Annotated in this window: 28 protein-coding genes, 1 tRNA gene, 1 other RNA gene and 2 pseudogenes; 11 read left to right on the top strand and 21 right to left on the bottom strand. The window is 50.3% G+C overall.

The genetic code is table 11. The features are described 5' to 3' along the window. Nucleotides 1-21: 21 nt before the first annotated feature. The 4 genes from HPC37_RS07060 to lptF all read right to left on the bottom strand — a co-directional run bounded on the left by HPC37_RS07060 (nucleotide 22) and on the right by lptF (nucleotide 3,272). Nucleotides 22-363 (bottom strand): DNA cytosine methyltransferase, encoded by a 342-nt coding sequence (locus HPC37_RS07060; RefSeq protein WP_208122467.1) that lies wholly within the window; start codon nucleotides 361-363, stop codon nucleotides 22-24. Nucleotides 364-876: 513 nt separating this feature from the next. Beyond that, nucleotides 877-961 (bottom strand) — tRNA-Leu (locus HPC37_RS07065). Between the two features lie 125 nt (nucleotides 962-1,086). Beyond that, nucleotides 1,087-2,163, bottom strand: a complete 1,077-nt coding sequence (gene lptG / locus HPC37_RS07070) for an LPS export ABC transporter permease LptG (protein WP_208122468.1) — start codon at nucleotides 2,161-2,163, stop codon at nucleotides 1,087-1,089. A 2-nt stretch (nucleotides 2,164-2,165) separates the two neighbouring features. Then, nucleotides 2,166-3,272: an LPS export ABC transporter permease LptF gene (gene lptF / locus HPC37_RS07075; protein WP_208122469.1), complete on the bottom strand. Its 1,107-nt coding sequence runs from the start codon at nucleotides 3,270-3,272 to the stop codon at nucleotides 2,166-2,168. 149 nt (nucleotides 3,273-3,421) lie between these two features. Here lptF and HPC37_RS07080 point away from each other — a divergent pair, with 149 nt between their 5' ends. Both HPC37_RS07080 and ssrA read left to right on the top strand, forming a co-directional pair. Beyond that, nucleotides 3,422-4,948 (top strand): leucyl aminopeptidase, encoded by a 1,527-nt coding sequence (locus HPC37_RS07080; RefSeq protein WP_208122470.1) that lies wholly within the window; start codon nucleotides 3,422-3,424, stop codon nucleotides 4,946-4,948. A gap of 27 nt (nucleotides 4,949-4,975) precedes the next feature. Continuing rightward, nucleotides 4,976-5,340: a transfer-messenger RNA gene (ssrA, locus tag HPC37_RS07085) on the top strand. A gap of 407 nt (nucleotides 5,341-5,747) precedes the next feature. Here ssrA and HPC37_RS11275 read toward each other — a convergent pair. The 11 genes and pseudogenes from HPC37_RS11275 to HPC37_RS07135 form a co-directional block, all read right to left on the bottom strand. Further along, nucleotides 5,748-5,825: a VENN motif pre-toxin domain-containing protein gene (locus tag HPC37_RS11275; protein WP_427915964.1), complete on the bottom strand. Its 78-nt coding sequence runs from the start codon at nucleotides 5,823-5,825 to the stop codon at nucleotides 5,748-5,750. Between the two features lie 10 nt (nucleotides 5,826-5,835). Beyond that, nucleotides 5,836-6,024 carry a hypothetical protein gene (locus HPC37_RS07095; RefSeq protein WP_208122471.1) on the bottom strand — a complete coding sequence of 63 codons (189 nt, stop codon included), beginning with the start codon at nucleotides 6,022-6,024 and terminating at the stop codon, nucleotides 5,836-5,838. 99 nt (nucleotides 6,025-6,123) lie between these two features. Beyond that, nucleotides 6,124-6,834 (bottom strand): carbonate dehydratase, encoded by a 711-nt coding sequence (gene can, locus HPC37_RS07100; RefSeq protein WP_208122472.1) that lies wholly within the window; start codon nucleotides 6,832-6,834, stop codon nucleotides 6,124-6,126. 240 nt (nucleotides 6,835-7,074) lie between these two features. Continuing rightward, nucleotides 7,075-7,566 carry a C40 family peptidase gene (locus HPC37_RS07105; RefSeq protein ID WP_235961539.1) on the bottom strand — a complete coding sequence of 164 codons (492 nt, stop codon included), beginning with the start codon at nucleotides 7,564-7,566 and terminating at the stop codon, nucleotides 7,075-7,077. A gap of 10 nt (nucleotides 7,567-7,576) precedes the next feature. After that, nucleotides 7,577-7,875, bottom strand: a pseudogene (locus tag HPC37_RS07110) (integration host factor subunit alpha). Between the two features lie 3 nt (nucleotides 7,876-7,878). Continuing rightward, nucleotides 7,879-10,265: pseudogene (pheT, locus tag HPC37_RS07115) on the bottom strand (phenylalanine--tRNA ligase subunit beta). Further along, nucleotides 10,266-11,204 (bottom strand): phenylalanine--tRNA ligase subunit alpha, encoded by a 939-nt coding sequence (pheS, locus tag HPC37_RS07120; protein WP_427915965.1) that lies wholly within the window; start codon nucleotides 11,202-11,204, stop codon nucleotides 10,266-10,268. It abuts the pseudogene before it with no gap. Next, nucleotides 11,141-11,275, bottom strand: a complete 135-nt coding sequence (locus HPC37_RS11280; protein WP_427915963.1) for a hypothetical protein — start codon at nucleotides 11,273-11,275, stop codon at nucleotides 11,141-11,143. Before HPC37_RS11280 ends, pheS begins: the two co-directional genes overlap by 64 nt. Nucleotides 11,276-11,448: 173 nt before the next feature. Beyond that, nucleotides 11,449-11,742 (bottom strand): hypothetical protein, encoded by a 294-nt coding sequence (locus tag HPC37_RS07125; RefSeq protein ID WP_208122474.1) that lies wholly within the window; start codon nucleotides 11,740-11,742, stop codon nucleotides 11,449-11,451. A gap of 86 nt (nucleotides 11,743-11,828) precedes the next feature. Beyond that, entirely contained in the window at nucleotides 11,829-12,356 is a 528-nt protein-coding gene (gene fabA, locus HPC37_RS07130) for a bifunctional 3-hydroxydecanoyl-ACP dehydratase/trans-2-decenoyl-ACP isomerase (protein ID WP_208122475.1), read from the bottom strand. An 87-nt stretch (nucleotides 12,357-12,443) separates the two neighbouring features. Further along, nucleotides 12,444-14,075 carry an AAA family ATPase gene (locus tag HPC37_RS07135; protein WP_208122476.1) on the bottom strand — a complete coding sequence of 544 codons (1,632 nt, stop codon included), beginning with the start codon at nucleotides 14,073-14,075 and terminating at the stop codon, nucleotides 12,444-12,446. 378 nt (nucleotides 14,076-14,453) lie between these two features. Between HPC37_RS07135 and matP the strand changes: the two genes are divergently transcribed. The 7 genes from matP to yfaE all read left to right on the top strand — a co-directional run bounded on the left by matP (nucleotide 14,454) and on the right by yfaE (nucleotide 21,784). Next, on the top strand, nucleotides 14,454-14,900 hold the full coding sequence (gene matP, locus HPC37_RS07140) for a macrodomain Ter protein MatP (protein ID WP_208122477.1): 447 nt from the start codon (nucleotides 14,454-14,456) through the stop codon (nucleotides 14,898-14,900). Nucleotides 14,901-15,011: 111 nt separating this feature from the next. Beyond that, nucleotides 15,012-16,412 carry a Do family serine endopeptidase gene (locus HPC37_RS07145; protein ID WP_208122478.1) on the top strand — a complete coding sequence of 467 codons (1,401 nt, stop codon included), beginning with the start codon at nucleotides 15,012-15,014 and terminating at the stop codon, nucleotides 16,410-16,412. Nucleotides 16,413-16,511: 99 nt separating this feature from the next. Continuing rightward, a complete protein-coding gene (locus HPC37_RS07150; protein ID WP_208122479.1) occupies nucleotides 16,512-17,024 on the top strand; it encodes a DUF2301 domain-containing membrane protein in 513 nt (170 codons plus the stop codon). Next, on the top strand, nucleotides 17,014-17,814 hold the full coding sequence (locus tag HPC37_RS07155) for an MOSC domain-containing protein (RefSeq protein WP_208122480.1): 801 nt from the start codon (nucleotides 17,014-17,016) through the stop codon (nucleotides 17,812-17,814). The genes HPC37_RS07150 and HPC37_RS07155 overlap by 11 nt, the downstream gene beginning before the upstream one ends. 258 nt (nucleotides 17,815-18,072) lie before the next feature. Next, nucleotides 18,073-20,343, top strand: a complete 2,271-nt coding sequence (gene nrdA, locus HPC37_RS07160; protein ID WP_208122481.1) for a class 1a ribonucleoside-diphosphate reductase subunit alpha — start codon at nucleotides 18,073-18,075, stop codon at nucleotides 20,341-20,343. A 15-nt stretch (nucleotides 20,344-20,358) separates the two neighbouring features. Next, on the top strand, nucleotides 20,359-21,489 hold the full coding sequence (gene nrdB / locus HPC37_RS07165) for a class Ia ribonucleoside-diphosphate reductase subunit beta (protein WP_208122482.1): 1,131 nt from the start codon (nucleotides 20,359-20,361) through the stop codon (nucleotides 21,487-21,489). A 34-nt stretch (nucleotides 21,490-21,523) separates the two neighbouring features. After that, nucleotides 21,524-21,784 (top strand): class I ribonucleotide reductase maintenance protein YfaE, encoded by a 261-nt coding sequence (gene yfaE / locus HPC37_RS07170; protein ID WP_208122483.1) that lies wholly within the window; start codon nucleotides 21,524-21,526, stop codon nucleotides 21,782-21,784. On the opposite strand, the gene HPC37_RS07175 is transcribed toward yfaE, so the two are convergent. The 3 genes from HPC37_RS07175 to HPC37_RS07185 are packed head-to-tail and all read right to left on the bottom strand — an operon-like array spanning nucleotide 21,781 to nucleotide 23,786. Next, nucleotides 21,781-22,437, bottom strand: a complete 657-nt coding sequence (locus HPC37_RS07175; protein ID WP_208122484.1) for a fumarylacetoacetate hydrolase family protein — start codon at nucleotides 22,435-22,437, stop codon at nucleotides 21,781-21,783. The genes yfaE and HPC37_RS07175 overlap by 4 nt on opposite strands. A 17-nt stretch (nucleotides 22,438-22,454) precedes the next feature. Then, nucleotides 22,455-23,519 carry a lytic murein transglycosylase gene (locus tag HPC37_RS07180; protein ID WP_208122485.1) on the bottom strand — a complete coding sequence of 355 codons (1,065 nt, stop codon included), beginning with the start codon at nucleotides 23,517-23,519 and terminating at the stop codon, nucleotides 22,455-22,457. Nucleotides 23,520-23,537: 18 nt separating this feature from the next. Then, a complete protein-coding gene (locus HPC37_RS07185) occupies nucleotides 23,538-23,786 on the bottom strand; it encodes a YcgL domain-containing protein (protein WP_208122486.1) in 249 nt (82 codons plus the stop codon). Nucleotides 23,787-23,861: 75 nt separating this feature from the next. Here HPC37_RS07185 and minC point away from each other — a divergent pair, with 75 nt between their 5' ends. Further along, the gene (minC, locus tag HPC37_RS07190) at nucleotides 23,862-24,530 is read left to right on the top strand and encodes a septum site-determining protein MinC (protein ID WP_208122487.1); all 669 of its coding nucleotides are present in this window, start codon (nucleotides 23,862-23,864) and stop codon (nucleotides 24,528-24,530) included. 111 nt (nucleotides 24,531-24,641) lie between these two features. Then, complete coding sequence (locus HPC37_RS07195) at nucleotides 24,642-24,785, top strand: entericidin A/B family lipoprotein (RefSeq protein WP_208118149.1); 144 nt, start codon at nucleotides 24,642-24,644, stop codon at nucleotides 24,783-24,785. Nucleotides 24,786-24,841: 56 nt separating this feature from the next. Here HPC37_RS07195 and HPC37_RS07200 read toward each other — a convergent pair whose 3' ends face one another. The 3 genes from HPC37_RS07200 to sohB form a co-directional block, all read right to left on the bottom strand. Continuing rightward, entirely contained in the window at nucleotides 24,842-25,072 is a 231-nt protein-coding gene (locus HPC37_RS07200) for a zinc ribbon domain-containing protein (RefSeq protein WP_208122488.1), read from the bottom strand. Further along, a complete protein-coding gene (ndk, locus tag HPC37_RS07205; RefSeq protein WP_208122489.1) occupies nucleotides 25,072-25,488 on the bottom strand; it encodes a nucleoside-diphosphate kinase in 417 nt (138 codons plus the stop codon). Before ndk ends, HPC37_RS07200 begins: the two co-directional genes overlap by 1 nt. Before the next feature lie 106 nt (nucleotides 25,489-25,594). Further along, entirely contained in the window at nucleotides 25,595-26,638 is a 1,044-nt protein-coding gene (gene sohB / locus HPC37_RS07210; protein WP_208122490.1) for a protease SohB, read from the bottom strand. Between the last annotated feature and the right edge of the window lie 56 nt (nucleotides 26,639-26,694).

Below are 26,694 nucleotides of genomic sequence, written 5' to 3' on the forward strand. Positions count from 1 at the left end.
GACACGGTGGTCCTCCAATAATTAAGTCAATAGTTTATCTTTGAGTAAATGATCAATGGCAAGAAAAATATTATCTAAAGACTCCTCAGATATTGTTTCGTTAATTACGGAGTTCATGATTTCATCAGGAATACAAGCATAAAACTCATCTCTACTTATTTTTCCTGTCAGATAATTTTCATATACATCTTCTTTTTGGTTGGATTTTAACCAGTGATACGCTGAGCGAGTGCGAAGAGTAAAACAAGCTGCTTTATCTGACTCTATATGAGCAATGGGATTAAAACCAGCTTGGATAAAACCTTCCGATAAACCGCCCGCCCCTGAAAACAAATCAAGAAAATATCGTTTATGATTCAACACAAAACCACCTTATCTATCATTACTCGTATCCAAAACTGAAATATAGAATTATGCATATTATCTCTTTAGTTAGACCTTTTTACGAGTTTACTCAACTCTAAATTTAGTAGAAGATACAATAAATTAAGCCACATTGTATTGTAAAATCAATTTGGTTGTCTTTTTGTTTTGATGATCTTTTGGGAGCTAATCTTTCATACTTAAAACGCCAACTTAGCTTTCCGCTATCCTGTAAGCATTGCAAATAAAGCCTACCTCCGTCAGCTAGTACCTTTTCTTTCTCTCTAAATTTTTAGCATTGTCTATCAGTGAGCAGCGGAGTTACTATTCTAGTCATAATTTCACCCTTAAAACCTCAATTTTGTACCACAATTCTAACGTGGTTCTTCCCGTGGTTCAAAAAGTAATTTATTTGGTTTTATTCTATGCAACTGCATTAGACATTAAAAAAGCCCTAAAGACTTGTCGCTCTAGGGCTCGTTTGACTTTGTTAGATTGTATTTTATCGCTTGTTGGTGCCTAGGGCCGGACTCGAACCGGCACACCCGAAGGCGGTTGATTTTGAATCAACTGCGTCTACCAATTTCGCCACCCAGGCGCGATAGTTACTGCAATCTCTTTGTGTGACGCATTATACGAAGATTAGAAAAACTTGCAAGCATTAAAACGAAAAAAATGTTTGTTCGCTTTAATTTTCAACAGTTTTGACCGCACTTTGCACATTTAAGTGCGTTTTCGCTTTAAAATCCACCACGTAATCAGCAAAAAGAGCACGCTTGGCAGCAGGGCACCCACAACGGGTGGGATGTCGAACACCATGGTGACTTTGCCGAACGTTTCGTTAATCACATAAAACACAAAGCCTGAGATGATGCCCGTGACAATGCGCGCACCCGCGGTGACGCTGCGCAGCGGCCCAAAGATGAACGACAACGCCAGCAGCACCATCACACCGACAGAAAACGGCTGCACCAGCTTGCGCCAAAAGAGCAGCTCAAATTGCGTTGGGTCTTGCCCGCTTTGTTTGAGGAAGCTGGCGTAGTTATAAAGCCCTGAAATCGACAGCGAGCTGGCCTTGAGGCTCACTGTCATCAGCTTGTCGGGCGTGAGGCTTGAGGCCCAAGTGCGGTTGAGGTAGTTTTTATTGTCGATTTTATCTTGGCCAATAATCGTTTCATTGAGGCGATTGAAGACCCATTGCTGCTGTTGCGGGTCAAAGGTTGCCTCGTTGGCGTATTGCACGTTTTTGAGCTTGCGCTCGCCGTCAAATTGATAGATGTAGATGTTTTTCAGCTTATTGGCGTCGTTGATTTGCTGGACATAGACAAAATTGTTGCCGTCTTTCGCCCAAATGCCGTTTTTCACTGAAATCAATGCACCACCACTCATGGCTTGTGAGCGCATATTGCGGGCAAATTGCTCCGTTTGCGGGATGCCCCATTCGCCCAGCAGCATAATGATCAGCACCAGCGGGATGGCCGTTTTAATCGTCGCCAGGCCAATTTTCAAGCGTGAAAAGCCCGAGGCCTGCATCACCACCAATTCGCTGTTGGCCGCCAGTGTGCCCAGCCCAATCAGCGCGCCGAGCAGCACTGCCATCGGGAAGAAGGTTTCAATATCTCGCGGCATGGTCAACAGCGTGTAATACACCGCTTGCAGGCCGTCGTAGCTGCCTTTGCCGATGTCGCGAAATTGCTCAACAAATTTAATGATGGCCGAAAGCCCCACCAGCATCAGCAGCGAGGCCAAAATGGTGCCAAGAATCGTTTTGCCGATATAGCGATCTAAAACCCCAAACATCGTTATTCCTCCAACGCGGCGCGGGGTGAAAACCAAGACCGCACTTTATACATAAACGCACTGTTCCACGCATTGAGCACAATGCCGAGCAGCAAAAAGGCCACGTGCACCAGTGGCATCATCACCATCGCATCAAGCTTGCCCGCACTGCCAGCGGACTTAAATGAGCTGAGCAGCAAGAAATAAATCAAATAGAGCAGCAATGCTGGCAGCATTTTGGCAAAACGCCCTTGGCGCGGGTTGACCTTGCTCAGCGGCAAGGCCAGCAGCGCCATCAGCGGCACGGCAATCACCAGTGAAATGCGCCACATCAGCTCCGCTTTGGCTTGTGGCGAGTTGTCAGCCCACAATTCAAGCAAGTTCAAACGTTCAATTTTATCGGATTCTGCCTCCACTTCACTGAAGGTGAGGTAGGCTTGGTAATCTTCAAAATGGGAGATTTTAAAATCCGGCAGCACCGCGCTGCCTTCATACCGCTCACTGTTGCGCAGTTTTAAGATTTGATCGCCATTGGGCAGGGAGGACAACTCACCTTGCTCGGCCACCAGCACCGACGGTTTGACGTTGCCGCGCTCGCGGGTTTGGAAAAGGTAGATATTTTCCAGCTGATTGCGCTTGACCGAATCAATAAACAGCACAAAATTGCCGTCTTGGCTGCCGATAAATTGCCCCGGCGTGAGGGCCGACAGGCTCGGGTTTGCCTTGGCTTGCTCCACCAAGGTGACTTGTTTATTAATCGCCCACGGTGAGAGCACAAACACGTTGTAGGCACTTAAAAGTGCGGTCAGCACCGATAAAATCAGCGCGACTTTCACCAAAATCCGCTGGCCCACACCACAGGCGCGCATCACCGTGATTTCACTGTCGGCATAAAGCTTGCCCAGCGTCATCAAAATCGCCAAAAAGAGCGACAGCGGCAGCATCAGCTGCGCCATGGTAGGCATGCCTAGGCCAAGCAGAGAAAAGATTAAATCGGACGGAATGTTGCCATTGACGGCTGAGCCGAGCACGCGCACCAATTGTTGGGCAAAAAAGATCAGCAGCAAAATGAATAAAATCGCCAGCTGGCTTTTGAAAATCTCGCGGGTTAAATATCTCAGTAAAATCACGCTATCGCCTTTGGGTTAAATAAACGGGCATTTTGTTAGTATACCCAAGTTGCGCCCATTTGTGAAAAGCCTTGTGCGTGTTTTGCTAGCGTTATTTTGCGCTATCCGTATAATGAACGGGCGATGCATTACCAAAATAAGGAGAAAAAATGCAATATACGTTAATCAATGGTGCGCTGGCGACACTGCCGGCGGACTGCTTAGTGCTCGGCGCCTATCAAGACGCCGCGCTGTGCGAGTGCGCACAACAGATTGATGACACGCTGCAAGGCAAACTCAGCGCGTTGATCGACAACGGCGATTTTGAGGCAAAGTGCGGTCAAACCGTGATGCTTTATGATGTTGCTGGCATTGCCGCCCAGCGCGTGTTGCTGGTGGGCGCAGGCAAAAGAGACAAACTCGACGCGCGACAATACCAAAAAATATGGGCGGCCGTGTTCACGGCGTTGAAAAGCAGCGGGGCAGAAACCGCACTTTGCTGTTTGCACCAGTTGGACGTGCGCGAGCGCGACACCTATTGGAAAGTGCGGTTCGCCGTTGAGCAGCTTGCGCGCTCGAGTTATGTGTTCGACCGCTTCAAAAAAGAAAAAGCGCCAGTGGTGGCATTGCGCAAGGTACAATTTTGGTCTGAGCACGCAGACAGCAACCTTGAAACCGCACTGGTGGAAGCGCAAGCCATTGCCTTTGGTGTGAAGGCGACCAAAGACATCGCGAACCTGCCAGCGAATATTGCCAACCCAGCTTATTTAGCCGAGTGCGCACGCGAGCTAGCGCAAGACTGTGACGTTGTCACTACCACCGTGATTGACGAAGCTGAAATGCAAACACTGGGCATGAACGCTTATTTGGCGGTGTCTCGCGGCTCAACAAATCCCGCGTTCATGTCGCTGATCGATTACAACAACACGGGCGATGCGAACGCACAACCGATTGTACTGGTGGGCAAGGGCTTGACCTTTGACGCTGGCGGCATCTCGCTGAAACCGAGTGCCGACATGGACGAGATGAAATACGACATGGGCGGCGCGGCCGCGGTGTATGGCGTGATGAAGGCGTTAACCCAATTGCAGCTGCCTGTGCGCGTTATCGGCGTGTTGGCTGGCTGTGAAAATATGCCCGACGGCAATGCCTACCGCCCAGGCGACATCCTCACCACAATGAACGGCCTGAGTGTCGAAGTGCTCAACACCGACGCGGAAGGGCGCTTGGTGCTGTGCGATGCGCTCACCTATGTGGAACGCCTCAACCCTGAGGTGGTGATCGACATCGCCACCCTCACGGGTGCTTGCGTGGTGGCGCTAGGCCAACACAATAGCGGCCTGCTCAGCCCAGATGACGCGCTGGCCACCGCACTTTTAGAGGCTGCGCAAAAAGCCGACGACAAAGCCTGGCGACTGCCGTTAGGCGAGGAATACAGCGAGCAGCTGAAATCCAATTTTGCCGATTTGGCCAACATTGGCGGGCGTTGGGGTGGCGCGAGCACCGCGGGGGCGTTTTTGTCCCATTTCACTGAAAACTACACCTGGGCGCACCTTGACATCGCCGGCACCGCGTGGAAGTCGGGCGTGGAAAAAGGCGCCACAGGCCGGCCGGTGGCACTGCTGGTGCAGTATTTGATTGACCAAGTGAACAAAAAAGGCACAAAGTACAACCTCAGCGCCCTTTATTCACGCTAAAAAGTAGGTTATACTGAACCACTATTTGGGGCTGATCTAGGATTCGACGGGATTAGCGAAGCCCAAGGTGCATGTCGAGGTGCGGTAGGCCTCGTTAACAAACCGCAAAACAATAGTCGCAAACGACGAAAACTACGCACTAGCAGCTTAATAACCTGCTCAGAGCCTTCTCTCCCTAGCTTCAGCTCGTAAGACGGGGGTCAAGAGGAGTCAAACCAAACGAGATCGCGCGGACGCCTAGGCTTGGGGATCGAAGCGTTAAATTGAATCAAGCTAGCTTATCTATCGCGTGTCTGTCCGCAGTGGGTAAGTGAAATCAAAGATAGACTAAACATGTAGTGCTGAAGGTAGAGTAATTTCGGACGGGGGTTCAACTCCCCCCAGCTCCACCAAATCGATGTAAAACACAGTTGAAGAAAGTTAAACAAGCCCTAGAGCGACAAGCCTTTAGGGCTTTTTTAATGTCTAATGCAGTTGTATAGAATTGAACCCAATAAAATACTTTTTGAACCACGGGAAGAACCACGCTAGAATTGTGCTGCAACCCCGTGGTTCTAAGACTAAAGATGAAATATCCCTTATTCAGCATGACGTTAGGACTGGTTTATCACACAATAGCAAGCCAAATTTTTAGTAATACGTTTAGTAATACGCCAAAATCATCTCACCAAAACGTATTACCAAAACTCCATCGCCTTGTCTTTTGGTACTAATAAAGGTACTAATGATTCAACCACCCTCTAGCCGTCGTTTTTTAGTCTTCTGTTTCGTCATGCGCTCGGCTTGCTTTGGATACTTATTATGACCTGAAAGCGTTATTCTCAACCGCACTTTTACCACTCTGAGCTGCCGTGAGTCTACTGGCCAATTGGTTCAATAAATCGATTTCACAGCCTAGTCTTTAATATTCTACGCAAATCAATCATCACTTCTTCATGCGGGTAGGTTTTGATTTGACTGTCTAGTATGCTTTTCAAAAATTTTTGCTCTTCGGTCAACGATTGCTCAAAGGCAGATAAGAGTATATCTTGCATGGTATCCTGCTGTTCTCGTGATTTTGCTTGCACATTTTGCATGATAACCTCCGTGGACTCGTTTATGAGTGTTTAACACAAAATTAGATCAGTAAAGAACGAAACTTTGCCCCTTTCTAATTTCAGCCCGATCCACTTACCCTACTCCCCCTCACTGAACCGAATTTTCACAGGTTCTTCGGTTTCGGTGAATTTTTTATCGCTGGTGCTGGAGAGCAGCCGTGCGATGGCGTTGAGGTAGGTGATTTCAAGGGTTTCGCGGCTGGTGGCGATAACGCCCATGTCGTGTAAAAAGCCGTCGCCGACGTCGTACATCCAGCCGTGGAGTGAGAGCTTTTTGCCTCTGTCCCACGCGGCGCGCACGATAGATGAGCAGCCGAGGTTATACACCTGCTCTGCCACGTTGAGCTTGGTGAGCATATTGGCGCGCTCTTCAGGCGGGATGGAGCCAAAGAGGTGGCTGTGTTTGAGCCAGATGTCGCGCAGGTGTAGCAACCAGTTGTCGATGAGCCCAAGGCTTTTGTTTTCCATCGCGGCTTTGATGCCGCCACAGTTGGTGTGCCCGCAAATGATGATGTGCTCCACATCGAGGGCGTCGATGGCGTACTGCACCACGGAGAGGCAGTTGAGATCGGTGTGGATGACTTGGTTGGCCACGTTGCGGTGGACAAACAGCTCGCCGGGGCCGAGGTTGGTGAGTTTTTCGGCCGGCACGCGGCTGTCTGAGCAGCCAATCCAGAGGTAGTTGGGTTTTTGATGTTCTGCCAGCTCTTTGAAATAGTTGGAATTTTCTTGCTGCATGCGGATGGCCCAACTGTGGTTGTTGGCCAGCAATTGCTCGATTTTTTTCATTGTTATTATCCTGTGTTAACTTCCTGTGGGTTATGATACTGGCTTAGGCCTGTGTAAGACAAGCAAAAACCCAAAGTGCGGTCAGCAGAGATGAAAAAAGCCATGAAACCATGGCTTTTTAATTAAGAGAAAATCAGCGTGCCGAGAAAAACGATCATGCCCAAGGCGCCGATAACGGTAATTAATGCGTATGTTAATGTGCTCATAAACACTCCTTTTTAAGATAATTACACCCGTGGCTTAAAGCCGCCGAGTTTGCCAATAAACCTTTTTCCAATAGGGCGAGTTGAGCGAGGAATAAATCACCCCGCCTTTGGTGGAAGCATGCAAGAACAAGTCGTCTTTGACATAAATCCCCACGTGGTAGCCATTCGGCCCCCGCCCTGTTTTAAAGAAGACTAAATCGCCTGTTTGAATATCACGCTTGGCCACCCGCACGCCTTGCTTGGCTTGTGCTTTGGTGGTGCGTGGCAGCTTGATGTTGAAACGCTGGGCAAAGGTGGTTTGCACAAAGCCTGAGCAATCCACCCCGCGGCGTGATTGCCCGCCGAGCACATAAGGTGTGCCCTGCCAGCTGTGTTGCTGCTCGCTGAGCTGGGCGATGGTATAGATGGGGTCTGGCAAGTGGGTGTTGTAGTGCCCTGTGCTTGCCACACGTTCTTCATCACCGCCACTCGACGAGCAGCCCACCAAGGCCGCCAGCATGAGCGCGGTCAGGGTTGCGCGCAACATCAACGCACCCTTAGCCCTTGCGAGAATGTTGTTGCGCCACGCGTGAGCGCAGTTTTTGCCCCGGCTTAAACACCACTACGCGGCGGGCCGAAACGGCAACACTTTCACCCGTTTTCGGGTTGCGCCCTGGGCGGGATTTTTGTCACGCAGTTGGAAATTTCCAAAGCCGGAGAGCTTGACATCTTCGCCTTGTTCCAAACAGGTGCGAATTTGCTCAAAAAAGCTCTCCACCAGCTCTTTGGCCTCACGTTTACTCAAGTCGAGCTTTTCAATCAAATGATCTGCAATTTCTACTTTCGTCAAAGTCATAGTTTAATCTCTCAAATAAGCATTAAAACGCTGCTTCAACTCAGATACAACATTCGATACTATCTGGGTAATATCGTCTTCTTCGAGCGTTTTTTGTCGGTCTTGTAAAATCAAGCTGATCGCAAGACTTTTACACCCATCGGCCACTCCTGTGCCTTGATAAACATCAAACAAGTTAACTTGAGTGAGCGTTTCACCTGCAGCGTCACGGCATGCTGCAACAACATCTGCTGCGGCCACTTCTTGGCTGACCACAACAGCAATATCCCTGCGGTTGGCAGGAAAACGAGAAATTGGCTTGGCTTGCACAATGTCGCGCTCGGCAATGGCGGACCACAAAATTTCAAACGCAATCACGCGGCCATTGAGGCCTAAGCTTTGGGCAATTTGTGGGTGCACGCTGCCGATAAAGCCCACCTCTTGGCCGTCAAGCACAATCGCAGCGGATTGGCCTGGGTGCAAGGCGGGAAGGCTTTGCTGAAATAGCTCACACGGCTGCCTGCGCGGGTGAGCTTCAAAATGCTGTCTAAATCGCCTTTGAGGTCATAAAAATCCGCACTTTCGCTTTTTTCAAACCAGTTTTCATTGTGGCGTGGGCCGGTGATCACAGCGCTGAGCACAAATTCTTGGCGCACGCCCGCTTCGGCGCTTTCATCAGGGATAAAGCGCAGGCCTGTTTCAAACAAGCGGATGCGATTTTGTTGGCGATTTTGGTTATACACCAGCGCGCCCAAAAGCCCTGGCAGCAACGACAAACGCATCGCTGACATATCTGCCGAGATTGGGTTTGGCAAAATCAGCGCAGGCTGCTCTGGGTGCAATTTTTGTTGCACTTTCGGGTCAACAAAGCTGTACGTCACCGCTTCTTGATAGTCACGATCGACCAGTGCGGTTTTGATGCGTGAAAGCGCCACATCGGCCTCTTTGTGCTCACGCATGGTCAAATGCGCAAGTGGTGCGCAATTTGGGATGGCGTTATAGCCATAAATGCGCGCCACTTCTTCAATCAAATCTTCCTCAATGGCGATATCAAACCGCCAGCTGGTCGGTTTGGCTGTCCATTGGTCATTCGAAAAGGCCACATCAAACCCAAGGCGGGTTAAAATGTCGGTCACGGTGTCATCAGCAATGTGATGGCCAAGCAGCGCATCGAGCTTGCTGCGGCGCAGTGTCACGCTGGTTTGTTTTGGCAAGTTTTCCTCGCTGACTACTTCACAAATTTCACCGGCTTCACCGCCACAAATGGCGATTAAAAGTGCGGTCGCGCGCTCCATTGCGTGACGTTGTAACATATAATCCACGCCGCGTTCAAAGCGGTGGGAGGAATCCGTATGCAGCCCGTATTGGCGGGCACGGCCAGTGATGGCCAACGGCGCAAAAAAGGCGGATTCCAAAATCACATTTTTGGTTTCGCTACTCACGCCCGTGGCCAAGCCGCCGAAAATCCCGGCCATCGCGACGGGGCCGTTTTGGTCGGCAATCACCAAGGTGTTGGCTTGTAATTTGGCTTCGCTTTCATCTAACAACGTCAGCAGCTCACCCTCGTTGGCCATGCGCACCACAATCGGTTGCGCGAGTTTGTCGGCGTCAAAGGCGTGCATTGGCTGGCCGAGTTCAAGCAAAATGTAGTTGGTGACATCCACCACAGGGTCAATCGAGCGCAAGCCACAACGGCGCAATTTTTCTTGCATCCACAGTGGCGTTTTGGCGCTGAGATCGACATTTTTCACCACGCGGGCTAAGTAGCGCGGGCAGGCTTGTGGTGCTTGCACGTCAATCGACACTTTATCGCTCAAGGTAGCGTTAACCTGCTCAATGACAGGCTCTTGAACATCGGCTTGGTTGACCACACCCAGCTCACGCGCCACGCCGCGCACGCTTAGGCAGTCCGCGCGGTTAGGAGTGAGACTGATTTCAATCGCGTTGTCGTCCAGCCCGAGGTATTGGCGCAAATCTTGCCCTACGGGCGCGTCAGCTGGCAGCTCGATAATGCCGCTGGAGTCAAGCTCAATGCCGAGCTCTTTGTACGAGCACAACATGCCTTCAGATGGCTCGCCGCGCAATTTGGCTTTTTTGATTTTAAAATCACCTGGCAGCACCGCGCCCACGGTGGCGCAGGCCACTTTCAAGCCTTGGCGGCAGTTTGGCGCGCCACACACGATATCCAATAAAGCATCAGCGCCCACATTGACTTTGGTCACGCGCAATTTGTCGGCATTCGGGTGTTGTTTACATTCCACCACTTCACCGACCACCACGCCTGAAAATTCACCCGCGCAAGGCTCAATGCCGTCCACTTCAAGGCCGAGCATGGTAATTTGTTCTGCTAATTCGGCTGTTGAAATGGCAGGGTTCACCCACTCACGCAGCCACAATTCATTTAATTTCATCTATCTCACCTTACAGCGTTTTAAATGTTTCAAAAAGCGCAAATCATTTTCAAAAAACGCTCGCAAATCTGTGACGTTGTAACGCAACATGGTTAAACGCTCAACCCCCATGCCGACCGCAAAGCCAGAATACTCATTCGGGTCAATGCCGACGTTGCGCAGCACATTTGGGTGCACCATGCCGCAGCCGAGCACTTCAAGCCATTTCCCGTTTTTGCCCATCACATCCACCTCAGCTGACGGCTCAGTGAACGGGAAATAAGACGGACGGAAGCGGATTTTCAAATCCTCTTCAAAGAAGTTGCGCAAAAAGCTGTGCAGCAGGCCTTTGAGCTCGGTGAAATTGGCTTTTTTATCCACAAACAACAGCTCAATTTGGTGGAACATCGGGGTGTGCGTTTGGTCGTAATCGTTACGATACACACGCCCAGGCGCCATGATGCGAATTGGCGGCTGTTGTTTTTCCATGGTGCGGATTTGCACGCCAGAGGTTTGGGTGCGCAGCAGGCGGTTGACATCAAACCAGAAGGTGTCGTGGTCTGCGCGCGCTGGGTGGTGCGCTGGAATGTTGAGCGCATCAAAGTTGTAGTAATCGGTTTCAATTTCTGGGCCTTGTTCAACACTAAAGCCCAGCTCTGAGAAAAATTGGGTCACGCGATTGATGGTGATGGTCACCGGGTGCAGGCCGCCAGTGTCACTGTTGCGCCCTGGCAGTGACACATCGAGTGCCTCTTTGGCGAGTTGTTCGTTGAGTTGTGCTTGCTCAAGTGCGGTTTTGCGGCTGTTGAGCGCCTCTTGCACTTGCACTTTGGCAGCGTTGATTTTTTGCCCTGCCGCTGGTCGCTCTTCAGGGCTGACATCGCGCAGGCCTTGCATCAAGGCGGTAAACTGCCCCTTTTTCCCAAAATAGTCAACCCGCACCGCATCAAGTGTGGCGATGTCATTGGCATTGGCAATGGCATCCAGTGCTTGGGTTGTAATGTCTTGTAACTGTTCCATTTTTTCTCCAAGGCCGCCGCCTGCGAGCCTGCGCAATAAAAGCCGTTTTAAAGGCAACACGGGGTGATTTTGCGCATAAAAAAGGCGCACGCAAGACGCGCGGCAATGATCCCTAATAAGTTATGTTGATGTGTGGCTATATAATACTCTAATAAATACGAAAAATCATCTAGTTATTATGCTTTTACCACCACCATGGATAAAAACTTGCGCCAACGCTTGGGCCGTAAAAATCCCCAAAGCCATAGCCCACGCCAATGCTTGGCGCCATGCGCACCGGCCGTTGTGGGACTGGCGGGGCATAATCGCTGGCATTGAGCAGGCTAGGCTGTTGATTTTGATTGTCTTTTTTGGCTGCTTGGGGTTGTGGCGTTTGGTGTGCAGCTTGGTAGCTTGGCAACGCGCTGTCTTGCGCAGGTGGCGTGTGAGCACAAGCGCCCAGCAACAGGCTTAAACTTAATAATAGAAAACGTGGCATAAGGCTCCTTGTTTTGCGCATTTAAAGGCTCATTATACAACAAAAAAACCGCACTTTAAGGCCTAAAGTGCGGTTTGTGAAAGCAATTAAAATGTGGTGGTGTCTTGGAATAGGCCCACTTTGAGATCGGTTGCGGTGTAGATCACGCGGCCATCAACCTCAACCTCGCCATCAGCCACGCCCATCACCAATTTGCGGTTGATTACGCGTTTAAGGTGCAGGCGATATACCACTTTTTGGGCGCTCGGCAGGATTTGGCCGGTGAATTTCACCTCGCCCACGCCGAGTGCGCGGCCTTTGCCTTTGCCGCCAAGCCAGCCGAGATAAAACCCGACCAATTGCCACATGGCATCAAGCCCCAAGCAGCCTGGCATCACAGGGTCATTGATAAAATGGCATTGAAAAAACCACAAATCCGGCTTGATGTTGAACACTGCCTCAACGTAGCCTTTGCCAAAGTTACCACCGTCTTCACTCATGTGGGTGATTTCGTCCATCATCAGCATCGGCGGGGCTGGCAATGGCGGGCCATCTTGGCCGAACAGTTCACCCTTGCCAGAGGCAATCAACTCTTCATAGTTGTACGACGCTTGTTTGTTAACGCTGTTGCTCATCGCTGTGTTCTCCTTTTTTAGCGCTGCAATGGGGGCATTCTAACAGAGAAAATCACAATTGAAAACAGCTAACAAGTGTATGCTGAATTATTTCTTAAATTTCACTAAACCGCGCGTAATCACACTATAAAAGTGGCCAACCGCACTTTGTGTTTTGTTCTCAAGCCGCGCTGAAATCAGATCGGAAAGCGACTCAAGTGCAAGGTCGTCACTAAACAGTGGCGTGTGCGTTAAAATAGCTAACGCTTGTTCAACATTTTCAACACACCAAAGATGAAACTGCCCCGCTTGCACGGCGGCTATCACCTCTGGGCGCAGGCTCAATTGGGAAAGCGTGATTTTTGGGATAATCACGCCCTGCTCGCCGGTCAGCCCACGCTGTTGGCAAAGGGCAAAAAAGCCTTCAATTTTTTGGTTCACGCCGCCAACGCTGTGTACTTGCCCGCTTTGGTCGATAGCGCCTGTGATGGCGATATGCTGAGCGACCGCCACACCTGCCAGCGCGCTGACCAAGGCGCAAAATTGTGCTAAAGAGGCGCTGTCGCCGTCAATGTCAGAATAGGATTGCTCAAACACAATCGCGGCTGAAAACGGCAATTGCGCCGGCAGGTTGAGCAAATGCGCCAAGCAATATTGCGCCAGCATGGTGCCTTTGCCGTGCACGTTGCCAGCTAGGTCATTTTTGCGCTCCACGTCGGTGATTTCCCCCTCACCTAATTGCACGGTACAGGTGATGCGGCTGGGTTCACCAAAGCTTATCGGGGTGCCGGCGTATTCCACCACCGACAAGCCATTCACCTGCCCCACGCGCGCGCCTGTGGTTTCGATAAAAATTTGCTGATTGACGTATTCCCGCAGGCTTAAATCCGCCAATGCAGCTTGTTGAAAGCGAATACGATCGGCATAGTGCCAAACCGCACTTTGGTCAATCACGCCATCTTGGCAAAGTGCGGTCATGGCGTGAATTTGGCTTTGCAGCTTGGCCAACGCAATGGGTTGCAGTTGGGCGTCTTCACTTTCACGCGCGCCGAGTTGATAGAGCGCACGCAGGCCGCTTTCATCAAAGTGCGCTTTGGCCTCATGGGCGATGCCTTGCACCAACCCTGCCCACAGCGCGAGGTTCGCCGGCGTACGGGTGTCGAAATAGTGCTCAATTTCACTGTATTGCGCCAGTTCATACAACGCATCATCAAGTTGCGCCAGTGCGGCAAGCTGCTCACGCGAGCCCAGCAGCACTAGCTTAAACGCCACGGCGGCAGGCTTGGGTGAAGGCAAATTGACTTTATCGGGCACCGCCCAAGCCAGCGAGTGTGTTTGCAGCGCATTTTTGAGCGTGAACCACCATTGCGGGTGCGCCAGCAGCGGCTCAATGCCAAGCAACAGCACACCGCCGTCGGCATGATGCAACAAGCCTGGTTCACAATGCAGCTGGCCGTCAGCACTGTGCACGCGGCCAAAAAGCGCCGCATGGTGGTAATAAAGTGCGCTGCGCACGTTCGTTTGCCCCTGCTCGCGGACAAATTGCGCAATCAGCTCGCCATAAACCGCCATGCCCTCACATTTGAGCACCAACGCCTGCCCCACATTTGCTTGCAGCAAATCCACCAAGGCCGAGCACGCACGCGGCTGCAGCGCCATAAACGGCTGCGTTGGGCGGATGTCAAACTCAAAGTGCGGTTGCGGGGCCAAGGCTTGGTAAGAAAGGGGTTGTATGCTCACAGTATTCTCTCAATTAATTTAACTTTGGGTATTATACATCAAACAGTTAAATCTCCACATAGAATATATCGCATGGCATTTTAGGATTTACAGAAAATGACGCTATGCGATAATATCATTGGCGGTAGAAGCTGCAGACGAATGCATGAACAGACTATGACAGGAGGTTCCTAATGGGTATCACAATCGGGCTTGTTGTATTTGTTGTTTTAGGGGCGATTTTCGTTTATAAAGTTAACCAGCAAATTAACCATCACAAATAATTATAAGGCCTGCATTTGCAGGCTTTTTTATGCCGCCTAGCCATTCACAAAGCCTAAAAAGGCGTGTATACTGCCTAAAAGTGACATTGTCACGAATCAAGCAACAGGGGGCGTGATGAAATATCAAAAACTGGAAAATCAAGAAGCACAGTGGAAGTGGCTCTATTTGGCCAAAAAAATCCGCAATGGCGAGAATATCACCCGTTATGACGAGCAAAGCCTGGCGGAAGATAAAGCCAATGCGCTGCTGCAAGCGCAAAATTACCCCGCCTTGATTGAACAGTGGATCACCCAACACCTCGCCCCTGATTTGACTATCAAACTCGACCAAGCCATACGCGCGCGGCGCAAGCGGTTTTTCAATGGCGAAAAACGCAGCACCAAGAAAAAGTCCATTGACTTGGAATACCACGTTTGGGCACGGCTGTCGCGCCACTCCCGCAAGATGAAAATGACGCTATCTGAAACCATTATGTATATGATTGACGAGGCGGAAAACAAAGAACGCTACGCCAGCAAAATGGATTTAATGAAGAAAAATCTCAAGCAGCTGCTTGAATAATTTTTATTCAACGCCATCTATCCTTTTACGAAACTGTGAACATTTTAGCGAAACATCTGTCATAGCTTTCGTTAGGCTTAACAATTTCTTTTACAGGATAGAGAGCAATTTATGAAAAAAAATAACTTTATTTTATCAACGCTGGCGGCAGCCGTATTGGGCTTGAGCCTGGGCACACTGCCAGCGCACGCTGAAAACGCAACCAATCTTGCCGAGAGCATTATCAAAACCCCAACGGTGGCGGCCAACGACAGCCAGCAATTGCCTAGCTTGGCGCCGATGCTGCAAAAAGTGCTGCCAAGTGTGGTGACCGTGAATGTCTCTGGCACACAAAAGCAAGAGTCCTTAATCCCTGATGAGTTTAAATTCTTCTTCGGGCGCGATTTTGGCGCTGAGCCGCGTGAGTTTCAAGGCTTGGGCTCTGGCGTGATTATCGATGCTGACAAAGGCTATGTGCTCACCAACAACCACGTTATCGAAAATGCCAATAAAATCAGCCTAACGTTGCAAGACGGGCGTGAGTTCAAAGCCAAATTGATTGGCGCGGACAATAAATCCGACGTGGCGTTGCTGCAGATGGAAAACCCGAAAAACCTCACCGCGATTAAGGTCGCCAACTCTGACAAACTGCGCGTGGGTGATTATGTCGTTGCCATCGGCAACCCATTTGGCCTTGGCCAAACTGTTACCTCCGGGATCGTCTCCGCCCTTGGGCGCTCAATGATTTCCGGCAACGGCAATTATGAAAACTACATTCAAACCGATGCCGCCGTCAACCGGGGTAATTCGGGTGGTGCGTTGATCAACCTCAACGGTGAGCTGATTGGCATCAACACCGCCATCATCGCGCCAAGTGGCGGCAATGTTGGCATCGCGTTTGCCATCCCAAGCAACATGGCGAACAATTTGGTGAAACAAATCATTGAATACGGTGAAGTACGCCGCGGCATTTTGGGCATCAAAGGCGGTGAACTCAATGCCGATCTCGCCAAAGCTTTTGGTGTTGAGGCGCAAAAAGGCGCATTTATCAGCGAAGTGATGCCGAAATCGGCGGCCGAAGTGGCAGGCTTGAAAGCTGGCGACATCATCACCGCCATTGACGGCCAGCCAATCAACAGCTTCGCCGAACTGCGCGCCAAAGTCGCCACCACCGGTGCAGGCAAAACGGTGAAATTGACCTATCAACGTGAAGGCAAAAGCCACGACACCGATGTGGTGCTGCAAGCTGATGACCAAAGCCAAACCGCAGCCTCCAGTGTGATGCCAGCCTTGAAAGGCGCTGAGCTTGGCAACTTCAACAAAGACGGCGTGCAAGGCGTTGAAATCACCAATGTGGTGCCAAAATCTGAAGCGGATCGCTACGGATTACAAAAAGGCGATGTGATCATTGGCGTCAACCGTCAAAAAGTTAACAACATCAGTGAGCTGCGCAAAATGCTGGAGAACAAGCCTTCTGCCGTGGCGCTGAACATCAAACGCGGTGACAGCAACTTCTATATGTTGGTGCAATAACCGACCGCACTTTTCGCTTAATCCCCAGTTTTGCTGGGGATTTTTTTATCTTGCAATTTTGCCCAACTGCCCTACAATCAGCCAAAAACAGGAGGCACCATGGCAGACCCGCATATTCAATCCCCGATGGACGGGTGGGATTATTTAACTGTGATTTTCTACCGCGCTGGCTTTTTTCTCGCTGCCGCTGGCACCGCTTTGCTGCCCGTGCAGGCGCAATCCCAGACCAGCTTTTTGCTGTTGGCCATCGCCAGCACTTTGTGCGCGGGGAGCTTGCATATTTACCTCAAAAAATTCCGCCTGATTTTGCAATTTGCCACCTGGACGGGCCTTGTGCTTGCCCTGCTCGGGCTGCCCGCGCTTGCCCTTGGCGCTTTTTTTGTCACCCTTGGCGGCTTGTGTTTTAAAGAGTATTTTTGCTTTCGCGTGCCACTGCTGAACCTCCAACCGCTCTTTTTGGCGCTTTTGTGGGCTGCGCACACCTTTGCCGGCGCCACACTCACCATGATGCTCGCGGCAATCTCGGGCGTGCTCTTTTTGTGGCTGGCGGTGAAAAAAGCACTGATGCCGCTGCATTTTGACATTGGGGATAAGCGCAAGTATGAAGTCTGATGCGCGCGTGAGCGCACTTTACCTCTACCCGATTAAATCGACCCAACCCAATGAGGTGACGCGACTAAAGATCAGCGCGGAAGGCGTGGAGCATGACCGCCGCTTTATGCTGACGGATTTAAACGGCCAGTTTATCACCGCGCGCAAGCACGGTGCGCTGTTTGATCTCGCCAGCCAGTTGATTGACGATGGCTTGGTCATTCGCCACCGTGATGGCAGCCAACTCACCGTGCGTTACGACGACTTCATCCAAACCGCACTTTGCACAGTGTGGGGCACAGAATTTGACAGCCTGATGGCCCGTGATGCCATCAATCAATGGTTGAGTGACAAATTGCAAAGTACGGTTGTGCTGCGCTGGTGCGGCCACCACAGCGCGCGGCGGATTAAACGCTACCCCGACACCGCGCTGTCCTTTGCCGACGGCTACCCGCTACTGCTGACCAATATGCAAAGTTTAGCTCGCGTGCAACACCACTGCCCCGTGGCGCTCGACATACGCCAATTTCGCCCGAATATCGTGATCGACAACGTGCCAGCGCTGGCAGAGCTTAGCTGGCAACGGCTGCGTATCGGCGAGGTGGAGTTTATCCACACCAAGCCGTGTGAGCGCTGCATTTTGACCACCCGCGATCTTCACACCGGCCAACTCGAGCCAAAAGCTGAGCCCTTTCGCACGCTCAAAAAGCACTTTGCCAATGCCCAAGGCAAGCCGATTTTTGGCGCCAATTTAATTGCGCTCAATCACGGCACAATCACCCTTGGCGATCCCATTGACGTTTTAGCCTAAAAAAGCAAAGTGCGGTTGGCAGAATGTGGCCTACATCACAATTTGAGAATCTTTCTCATTTGGTAAAATCTTGGCTAAAAGTCTAACCCTTTGCCCCGTTTAGGATTTTAAAAAGTCAAGGCCAAGGGGTGAAATTTTTAGCTTGAATTTGTGTTAAAAAATCACTATCTTGTATTTCGTTTTTTAATCCACCACAACATATAGTAGTTGTTAAAATTTTTAACAGCGTTGTTAAAATCATCGAAAACAGGACATCTTATGAACAAAGCATTGATGGTCACTAAGCGTGACGGGCGCTTAGAGCCGATTGATTTGGATAAAATCCACCGCGTAATCACCTGGGCTGCGGAAGGTTTGGATAATGTGTCGGTTTCACAAGTGGAGTTGCGCTCGCACATCCAATTCTATGAAGGCATCCGCACCTCTGATATTCACGAAACCATCATCAAAGCGGCCGCTGATCTGATCAGCAAAGATGCTCCTGACTATCAATACCTCGCCGCGCGCTTAGCGGTATTCCACCTGCGCAAAAAAGCCTACGGCCATTTTGACCCGCCGCGCCTTTACGATCACGTGAAAAAACTGGTGCGCATGGGCAAATACGACCCGGCATTGCTGACCGATTACTCGCGCGAAGAGTGGGATGAAATGGACGGCTACCTCGACCATTGGCGCGATATGACCTTCTCTTACGCCGCCGTGAAACAGCTCGAAGGCAAATACTTGGTGCAAAACCGCGTAACGGGCGAGATTTATGAATCCGCACAATTTTTATATTTGCTTGTGGCCGCCTGCTTATTCAGCCAATATCCGCCAGAAACGCGCTTGAGCTATGTGCGTCGGTTCTATGATGCGGTATCCACCTTTAAAATCTCGCTGCCGACACCGATTATGTCGGGCGTGCGCACACCTACCCGTCAATTTAGCTCGTGTGTGTTGATTGAGTGCGGAGACAGCTTGGATTCCATCAACGCCACAGCGGCCTCGATTGTGAAATACGTCTCACAACGCGCGGGGATCGGCATCAACGCAGGGGCCATTCGCGCCCTCGGCAGCCCAATTCGTGGCGGTGAGGCGTTTCACACTGGCTGTATCCCGTTTTATAAACACTTCCAAACCGCGGTGAAATCCTGCTCGCAAGGCGGCGTGCGCGGCGGTGCGGCCACCGTGTATTATCCGTTCTGGCACTTGGAAGTGGAAAGCTTGATGGTGCTGAAAAATAACCGCGGGGTGGAAGACAACCGCGTGCGCCACATGGACTACGGCGTGCAGCTGAATAAATTGATGTATCAGCGCTTGATCAAAGGCGGCAACATCACCTTGTTCAGCCCATCAGACGTGCCTGGGCTTTACACCGCCTTTTTCGCTGATCAAGAAGAGTTTGAGCGGTTGTATGTGCAATACGAAAACGACCCGAACATTCGCAAACGCAGCGTCAAAGCCATTGAGTTGTTCTCACTGCTGATGCAAGAGCGCGCCTCAACCGGCCGGATTTATATCCAAAACGTTGACCACTGCAACACCCACTCGCCGTTTGACCCACACGTGGCGCCGGTGCGTCAATCCAACTTGTGCTTGGAAATCGCGCTGCCAACCAAACCACTTGAGCACATTCACGATGAAAAGGGCGAAATTGCACTGTGTACCCTTTCAGCTTTCAACCTCGGTGCGCTGGAAAACCTCGACGAGCTTGAAGATTTAGCCGATCTCGCCGTGCGTGCGCTCGATGCCTTGCTTGATTACCAAGACTACCCGATTACGGCTGCGCGCATCGGTTCAATGGGCCGCCGCTCGCTCGGGATTGGGGTGATTAACTACGCTTACTATTTGGCAAAACACGGCGTGCGCTACTCTGATGGCAGTGCTAATGACCTCACGCACCACACTTTTGAGGCGATTCAGTATTACTTGCTCAAAGCCTCCAACAATCTCGCCAAAGAGCTTGGCCCGTGCGGTTATTTTGATGAAACAACCTATTCAAAAGGCATTTTGCCCATTGATACCTATAAAAAAGATATCGACAAACTCACCAGTGAGCCATTGCACTACGATTGGGAGAGCCTGCGCGCCGAGATTCAAGAATTTGGCCTGCGCAACTCGACCCTGACCGCACTTATGCCATCGGAAACCTCGTCGCAGATTTCCAATGCCACCAACGGCATTGAGCCACCGCGTGGCCATGTCAGCATCAAGGCCTCCAAAGACGGCATTTTGCGCCAAGTGGTGCCAGATTATGAAAATTTAAGCGACAATTACGAATTACTCTGGGACATTCCAAACAACGAAGGCTATTTGCAGCTGGTGGGGATTATGCAGAAGTTTGTCGATCAGGCAATTTCAACCAACACCAACTACGATCCAAAACGCTTTGAAGACGGCAAAGTGCCAATGAAACGCCTGCTTGCCGACCTGCTTACCGCCTACAAATACGGCGTGAAAACGCTCTATTACCAAAACACCCGTGACGGTGCCGACGACTCACAAGAAGACATCGACGACGGCTGTGCAGGCGGCGCGTGTAAAATTTAATTGAATGAGGTATTTATGGCTTACACTACGTTTTCACAAAATAAAAATGATCAGCTCAAAGAGCCGATGTTCTTTGGGCAGAACGTGAATGTTGCGCGTTATGACCAACAAAAATATGAAACATTTGAGAAACTGATCGAAAAACAATTGTCGTTTTTCTGGCGCCCAGAGGAGATTGACGTCTCCCAAGATCGCATTGACTATCAAGCGCTGCCAGAGCACGAAAAACATATTTTTATCAGCAACTTGAAATACCAAACGCTGCTTGATTCCATCCAAGGGCGCAGCCCGAATGTGGCGCTGCTGCCAGTGGTGTCGATTCCTGAATTGGAAACGTGGATTGAAACCTGGACGTTTTCAGAAACCATTCACTCGCGCTCATACACGCACATTATCCGCAATATCGTCAACGATCCGTCCGTGGTGTTTGACGACATTGTGACCAATGAAGAGATCATCAAACGCGCAAAAGACATTTCCGCCTATTATGATGACTTTATCCGCGACACCCAGCTTTACACCCTTTACGGTGAAGGTACCTATACCGTTGATGGCAAAGACTGTATGGTGAACTTGCGCAGCTTGAAAAAGCAACTGTACCTGTGCTTGATGAGCGTGAATGCCCTAGAAGCTATTCGCTTTTATGTCAGCTTTGCCTGCTCATTTGCCTTTGCTGAGCGCCAATTGATGGAAGGCAACGCCAAAATCATCAAATTCATCGCCCGCGACGAAGCGCTGCACCTCACTGGCACTCAGCACATCTTAAACATCATGGCCTCAGGCCAAGATGACCCAGAAATGGCCGAGATTGTCGAAGAGTGCAAAGACGAGGCCTACGAGCTGTTCCTCGCCGCCGCCGAGCAAGAAAAAGAGTGGGCGAATTACCTCTTTAAAGACGGTTCCATGATCGGCTTGAACAAAGATATTCTCTGCCAATATGTGGAATACATCACCAACATCCGTATGCAAGCGGTTGGTTTGCCGCTGCCATTTGAAGTGCGGTCAAACCCAATCCCGTGGATCAACGCCTGGCTTGTCTCCGACAACGTGCAAGTGGCGCCACAAGAGGTGGAAGTGAGCTCCTATTTGGTGGGGCAAATTGATTCCAAAGTCGACACCAGCGACTTTGGTGACTTTGATCTCTAACTGACGGACCGCACTTTAACAGTGCGGTTTTATTATGCAAGTATACAAAATAACCCTCCCCCGCTTTGGCTACACCGTTGAGCACAACAACGACGACGGCTCACTGCTCGAAACCCTTGAAAAAAACGGCATTGAACACGAATATCAATGCCGCTCAGGCTTTTGTGGCGCCTGCCGCGTCAAACTGCTCAAAGGCGAAGTGCACTACAACCAACCCCCGCTGGCCTTCTTAAACCCCGGCGAAATGCTCCTATGCTGCTGCAAAGTCGACAGCGATTTGGAGATTGATTTTTAAATCACCTCCGTGTGAAAGGTGTGTTGGCCAAGGTGCAATTCTAGCTTATCGCCAAAGTGCAGCTCGCCTACGCCTTTTGGGGTGCCGGTGAGCACCACATCGCCTTTTTGCAAGGTGAAAAATTGGCTGGCGTAGCTCACCAGTTGTGCGATATCGGTCATCATCTGGCTGCTGACGCCGCGTTGGCGCAGTGTGCCGTTGACCGACAAGCTGAACTCAATCGCCGACCAATCAGAGAATTGCGCGGCGGGAACAAAAGGCGAAATTGGGCAGGCGTTGTCAAAGCCTTTGGCGATCTCCCACGGGTGGGCGTTGGCTTTGCAGCGTGCTTGCACATCCCGCAGGGTTAAATCCAGCGCCACGGCAAAGGCACAAACCGCACTTTGGGCTTCCTCTTTGCTGGCTTGGCGCAGCTCTTTGCCAATCAGCACCGCAATTTCCAACTCATGCTCCACCCGGCCATGGTTTTTTGGAATCAAAATCGGATTTTGCAAACAGCAAAGTGCGGTCTGCGGCTTGATAAACAACAGCGGGGAGCTCGGCACGGGGTTGTTGAGCTCTTTAATATGCTCATGATAATTGCGCCCGACGCACACCACTTTTCCGGCTGGCAAATCCAGCGTGCTGCCTTTAATATCGCGGTGTTGATACATGCTCCCCTCCTTTTACATTATGGATTCACCCGTTGTTTGATGCGATCGGCAAACATGCCGATGCTGGTGGCAAAATAGTTAGAATTGTTCCAGTTCAGCAAGGTGCGGTAGTTATTGGTGACCAAAAAGGTGCGGCCAACTTCTTTGTTTGGCTGCACTAGCCACAGCTCGGCATTGCCCAGCGCCTGCCAGCGCGGCACATCGAGGGCGGATTTTGGCATCACACCCATCGCTTGCCATTGGCTTAAACTGCGCTGCAAGCCCGCTTTAGTGCCCGAGATTTCCAGCGATACTGGCGCGCTCAAGCTCACCTCCAGCCCCCACGGCAAGGTTTTATCCCAGCCCACGGTGGAAAGATAATTGGCGATGGAGGCAAACACGTCGTATTGGTTTTTCCAAATATCTTCCGTGCCGTCATGGTCGCCGTCGGCGGCATAGCTTAAAAACGAACTTGGCATAAATTGCGACTGCCCCATCGCGCCCGCCCACGAGCCTTTCATGCGCGCGCGGTCAATCACATTGGATTGCAAAATTTTCAATGCAGCGACATATTCTTTGCTAAACAACGCCTCGCGCCGGCCGTCAAAGGCCAGCGTGGCCAGCACCGAAAGCACGTCATAATTACCTTGATAATAGCCAAAGCTGCTTTCCATGCCCCACAGCGCCATAATGTACTCTGTCGGCACGCCATAGCGTTGGCTCGCTTTGGTCAGCGCAGGCAACTGCTGCCAATAGCGCTCAACGGCCACATCCACTTTGTGGTTGGTCAGCACTTTGTTGAGATAACGCGTGATCCCATGCGGGTTTGGGCGCGGTGGCGCGTTACGATTACGCTGGGCGCGCTCAGCTTGGGCGTTGTCAAGCTCCACTGCGCGGGCAATGTAGTTCACATTCTGCCCCTTTTGCGCGATGGTTTTCTCGCTCACGCCTTGCTGCTTGGCTTGATATTGCAAATAGTGCACATAGTGTTGGAATTGATCTAAAGTGCGGTTCGCCGGTGGCTGACTTTGGTATTGCACGCCAGTGTTGCTGCTGCAACCGGCTAAAATTAAGCTTGTGAATAAAAGTGTCCGTTTAAACATGATTTTCCTTATTTTTGTTCAGCTCTGCACCCAAGGGTCTTTCGGTGGCATTTGTAAATAAAACCCCTGCTCGTGCAGCTGTGTTTTCACCTGTTCAATGTCGGCGCGCGCGAGTTTGTCACGCGAGCTCAAATCCAAATTCATAACAAATTCAAGCCGCCCGAGTTGTGCCAACAACAGCGGCGGGAGGGCGTCAAAGTCATCTTTATCACGCAAATAAAGATACATCCCCTCTTTTTTGCAGGCTCTATAAATGGCACATTGCATCGCATCTCCCCGACATTTTATAAAATTTATGTTATATTTAAACAATTATACACGACATTTAGCCAATTCTCAGCCATGCAGAAAAACATTATTGAATTTCACACCGGTTCGTTTTCATCAATCGTGCTCAGCGTGCACGCCACGAGCGTGACGGCCATCAAAAAAGCGCTTGCGTTGAAAGTGAAAAACTCGCCGCTGTTTTTCCAAAACGTGCCAGTGATTTTGCAATTCACCCCTGAGCTTGAAAAGTGTGATTTAAACCGCCTCAAAGCGCTGCTGCTGGAATTTGGCATTCAGCTGATTGGCGTGAGCAATTGGCAAAATAATCTGCAAAAAGAGCTGATTTTAAGCCACGATTTGCCTGCACTGGGTAAAAGTGCCAGCCAAGAGGAGCTCATCTCACCACGCTATATCGCGCCGATGGTGATCAACTCTGATGTCAGCAAAAGTAACAGTGTTTATGCCAAAGGCCGGGATTTAATTATTTTCGGTGATGTGCTGCCAGGTGCGGAGGTGGTCAGTGACGGCAATATTCACATTTACGGCAAGCTGCAAGGTCGCGCAATGGCGGGGCTGAATAACGACAATTGCGCCCTTTACACCCAATTTTTAGAGCCTGAATTTATCGCCGTTTGCCAGCGGCATATGACCAAGGCGCTGATTCCTATCGATTATTTACTCCACAGCGTGCGCGTGAGTGCCGAGGGGCAAACACTGGTGTTCACCGCATTTGACTATAAATGATTAAAAAATAACCGAAAAGTTGAAAATTGATTTTAAACTGTGTATGATGAACGTGGTTTTGTTAAAACCAAGTTTGAATAACAATAAGTTTTACTTATCAGGAGAAACACTATGAAAATGATTTGGGCAGTAATTTTTGCATTAACCGTGGGTTCTTTAACTGCATGTAACACTGTGAAAGGCGCTGGTGAAGACGTGTCTGCAGCAGGTCAAGCAATCAACAACACAGCATCTGACGTTCAAAAAAGCCTATAATTGAATACAGATCAAAAAAGGGAACTTCGGTTCCCTTTTTTATTGGCAAAGTGCGGTCAGTTTGTCAGCCAACTGGCGAGCAAAATCACCACCACAAAAATCACCAACCACACCAGCTGCAATTTGGCACTTTTGCGGTTCACCTCTTGCTTGTGGGCACGCAGCCGCGCCATTTTTTCATTAAAGGCAGCAATGCTGTCAGGCGAGAAGGAAAAGCCACAATGCGGGCAAAAAGTCACCTCTTCAGCCACCTTTTTTTTACATTCTGGGCAATGGGAAATCTTCATCAGGCGCAAATCTCATCTGGCGTGAAGAAAAACGCAATCTCCCGCTGCGCCGATTGCAGCGAATCCGAGCCATGCACCGCATTGCGGCTTTTGCTCTCAGCAAAGTCATAGCGCAGTGTGCCCACGCGCGCCTGCGCAGGATCTGTCGCGCCAATCAGCTCACGCTGAGCGCTCACCGCATCGTTCCCCTGCAATACAGAAACCACCACTGGGCCTGATGTCATAAACTCCACCAAGCCCTCATAAAACGGTTGGCCTTGATGCTCGGCATAAAACGCCTGCGCCTGCTCACGGCTGAGTTGCACCATTTTGGTTGCCACAATTTTTAATCGCGCCTGCTCAAAACGGGCAAAAATAGCCCCCACCAACTGACACCCCACCGCATCAGGCTTAATAATCGAAAGCGTTTGTTGCATAAATTATCCTTCATTTTTATCGAAAATAGTTACCGTATAATCGATAACATATTAGTTATTTTTCTTTTTAAATCAATGTAGAATTCAAAACAAACTACGCTTGGGATTACACTCCCCGCGAAAAATTACTGAGTAAATTTTCAGCGCCATGTTGGGCTTGTTTGCCGAGTTTTTGCAGCAGGGATTTTTTCTCGCTGAAGCCTACTTCGAGCACGTCTTTGTCTTTCATTGCGCTTAAAATCACATCATCACTGGTGGCGAGTTCATCAACCAAGCCAAGCGTTAAGGCTTGTTGGCCGAACCAGTGCTCACCGGTGGCGATTTTGTCGATGTCTAAGTGCGGTCGGTGTTGGCTGACGAAATCTTTAAAAAGTTGATGGGTTTCGTTGAGCTCTTGCTGGAATTTTTCGCGATCTTTTTCGGTGTTTTCGCCCAGCACGGTCATGGTGCGTTTGTACTCGCCCGCGGTCATCACCTCCACGTCCACGTCATGTTTTTTCAACAAGCGGTGAACGTTTGGAATTTGCGCCACCACGCCCACTGAGCCAATCACTGCAAATGGTGCGGCGATGATTTTATCCGCCACGCAAGCCATCATGTAGCCGCCGCTGGCCGCGACTTTGTCCACCGCCACGGTGAGTTTGATGCCGTGTTGTTTCAAACGGTTGAGCTGTGAGCTGGCGTAGCCATAGGCATGCACCAAGCCGCCCGGGCTTTCAAGGCGCAGCAGCACTTCGTCGTCGGCCTTAGCGCAGGCAATCACAGCGTTAATGCTTTGTGCTAGTGCTTGCGCGCCGCTGGCGGCTAAATCGCCTTTAAAATTGAGCACATAAAGGCAAGGCTTTTGCGCAAGGGCGGCGGTTTTGTCGTGTTTGAGTTTGGCTTTCAGCGCTTTTTGCTCCGCCTTTTCTTTGGCTTTGCGCGCTTTTTCTTGTTGTTTCACCACCGCGTCATCAAGGCGGAAATCCGCCAGTTTGGTTTGTTGATCTTGCTGCTTTTTCGCCAAATCGGTGATTTTCAGCGTGCCCTTTTCTTCACTGTTTTTTTGCCGCAGCGCGACGATCAGAGCAAAAATCCCGACCACGATCAGCATCAAGGTGATCACTTCTAAAATAAAAATGCCATAATTGAGTAAAATTTCAGACCACATAGGCTCTCCTTTGTTTTGCGCTGTCATAATAGCGTAAAAGTGGCCAAAAAGGGGCA

Source organism: Spirabiliibacterium mucosae (assembly GCF_014884965.1).
GTDB lineage: Bacteria > Pseudomonadota > Gammaproteobacteria > Enterobacterales > Pasteurellaceae > Spirabiliibacterium > Spirabiliibacterium mucosae.

What these genes read in the sequence shown, in the direction of transcription:
- HPC37_RS07200 (WP_208122488.1), bottom strand. Translation starts at nt 25,072, where the DNA reads ATGAAGATTTCCCATTGCCCAGAATGTAAAAAAAAGGTGGCTGAAGAG.
- lptG (WP_208122468.1), bottom strand. Translation starts at nt 2,163, where the DNA reads ATGTTTGGGGTTTTAGATCGCTATATCGGCAAAACGATTCTTGGCACC.
- HPC37_RS07080 (WP_208122470.1), top strand. Translation starts at nt 3,422, where the DNA reads ATGCAATATACGTTAATCAATGGTGCGCTGGCGACACTGCCGGCGGAC.
- HPC37_RS07105 (WP_235961539.1), bottom strand. Translation starts at nt 7,566, where the DNA reads ATGTTGCGCGCAACCCTGACCGCGCTCATGCTGGCGGCCTTGGTGGGC.
- yfaE (WP_208122483.1), top strand. Translation starts at nt 21,524, where the DNA reads ATGCAAGTATACAAAATAACCCTCCCCCGCTTTGGCTACACCGTTGAG.
- HPC37_RS07180 (WP_208122485.1), bottom strand. Translation starts at nt 23,519, where the DNA reads ATGTTTAAACGGACACTTTTATTCACAAGCTTAATTTTAGCCGGTTGC.
- nrdB (WP_208122482.1), top strand. Translation starts at nt 20,359, where the DNA reads ATGGCTTACACTACGTTTTCACAAAATAAAAATGATCAGCTCAAAGAG.
- can (WP_208122472.1), bottom strand. Translation starts at nt 6,834, where the DNA reads ATGAAAAAAATCGAGCAATTGCTGGCCAACAACCACAGTTGGGCCATC.
- HPC37_RS07095 (WP_208122471.1), bottom strand. Translation starts at nt 6,024, where the DNA reads ATGCAAAATGTGCAAGCAAAATCACGAGAACAGCAGGATACCATGCAA.
- HPC37_RS07125 (WP_208122474.1), bottom strand. Translation starts at nt 11,742, where the DNA reads ATGCCACGTTTTCTATTATTAAGTTTAAGCCTGTTGCTGGGCGCTTGT.
- HPC37_RS07175 (WP_208122484.1), bottom strand. Translation starts at nt 22,437, where the DNA reads ATGTATCAACACCGCGATATTAAAGGCAGCACGCTGGATTTGCCAGCC.
- matP (WP_208122477.1), top strand. Translation starts at nt 14,454, where the DNA reads ATGAAATATCAAAAACTGGAAAATCAAGAAGCACAGTGGAAGTGGCTC.
- HPC37_RS07155 (WP_208122480.1), top strand. Translation starts at nt 17,014, where the DNA reads ATGAAGTCTGATGCGCGCGTGAGCGCACTTTACCTCTACCCGATTAAA.
- HPC37_RS07150 (WP_208122479.1), top strand. Translation starts at nt 16,512, where the DNA reads ATGGCAGACCCGCATATTCAATCCCCGATGGACGGGTGGGATTATTTA.
- HPC37_RS07145 (WP_208122478.1), top strand. Translation starts at nt 15,012, where the DNA reads ATGAAAAAAAATAACTTTATTTTATCAACGCTGGCGGCAGCCGTATTG.
- minC (WP_208122487.1), top strand. Translation starts at nt 23,862, where the DNA reads ATGCAGAAAAACATTATTGAATTTCACACCGGTTCGTTTTCATCAATC.
- nrdA (WP_208122481.1), top strand. Translation starts at nt 18,073, where the DNA reads ATGAACAAAGCATTGATGGTCACTAAGCGTGACGGGCGCTTAGAGCCG.
- fabA (WP_208122475.1), bottom strand. Translation starts at nt 12,356, where the DNA reads ATGAGCAACAGCGTTAACAAACAAGCGTCGTACAACTATGAAGAGTTG.
- ndk (WP_208122489.1), bottom strand. Translation starts at nt 25,488, where the DNA reads ATGCAACAAACGCTTTCGATTATTAAGCCTGATGCGGTGGGGTGTCAG.
- HPC37_RS07185 (WP_208122486.1), bottom strand. Translation starts at nt 23,786, where the DNA reads ATGCAATGTGCCATTTATAGAGCCTGCAAAAAAGAGGGGATGTATCTT.
- sohB (WP_208122490.1), bottom strand. Translation starts at nt 26,638, where the DNA reads ATGTGGTCTGAAATTTTACTCAATTATGGCATTTTTATTTTAGAAGTG.
- HPC37_RS07195 (WP_208118149.1), top strand. Translation starts at nt 24,642, where the DNA reads ATGAAAATGATTTGGGCAGTAATTTTTGCATTAACCGTGGGTTCTTTA.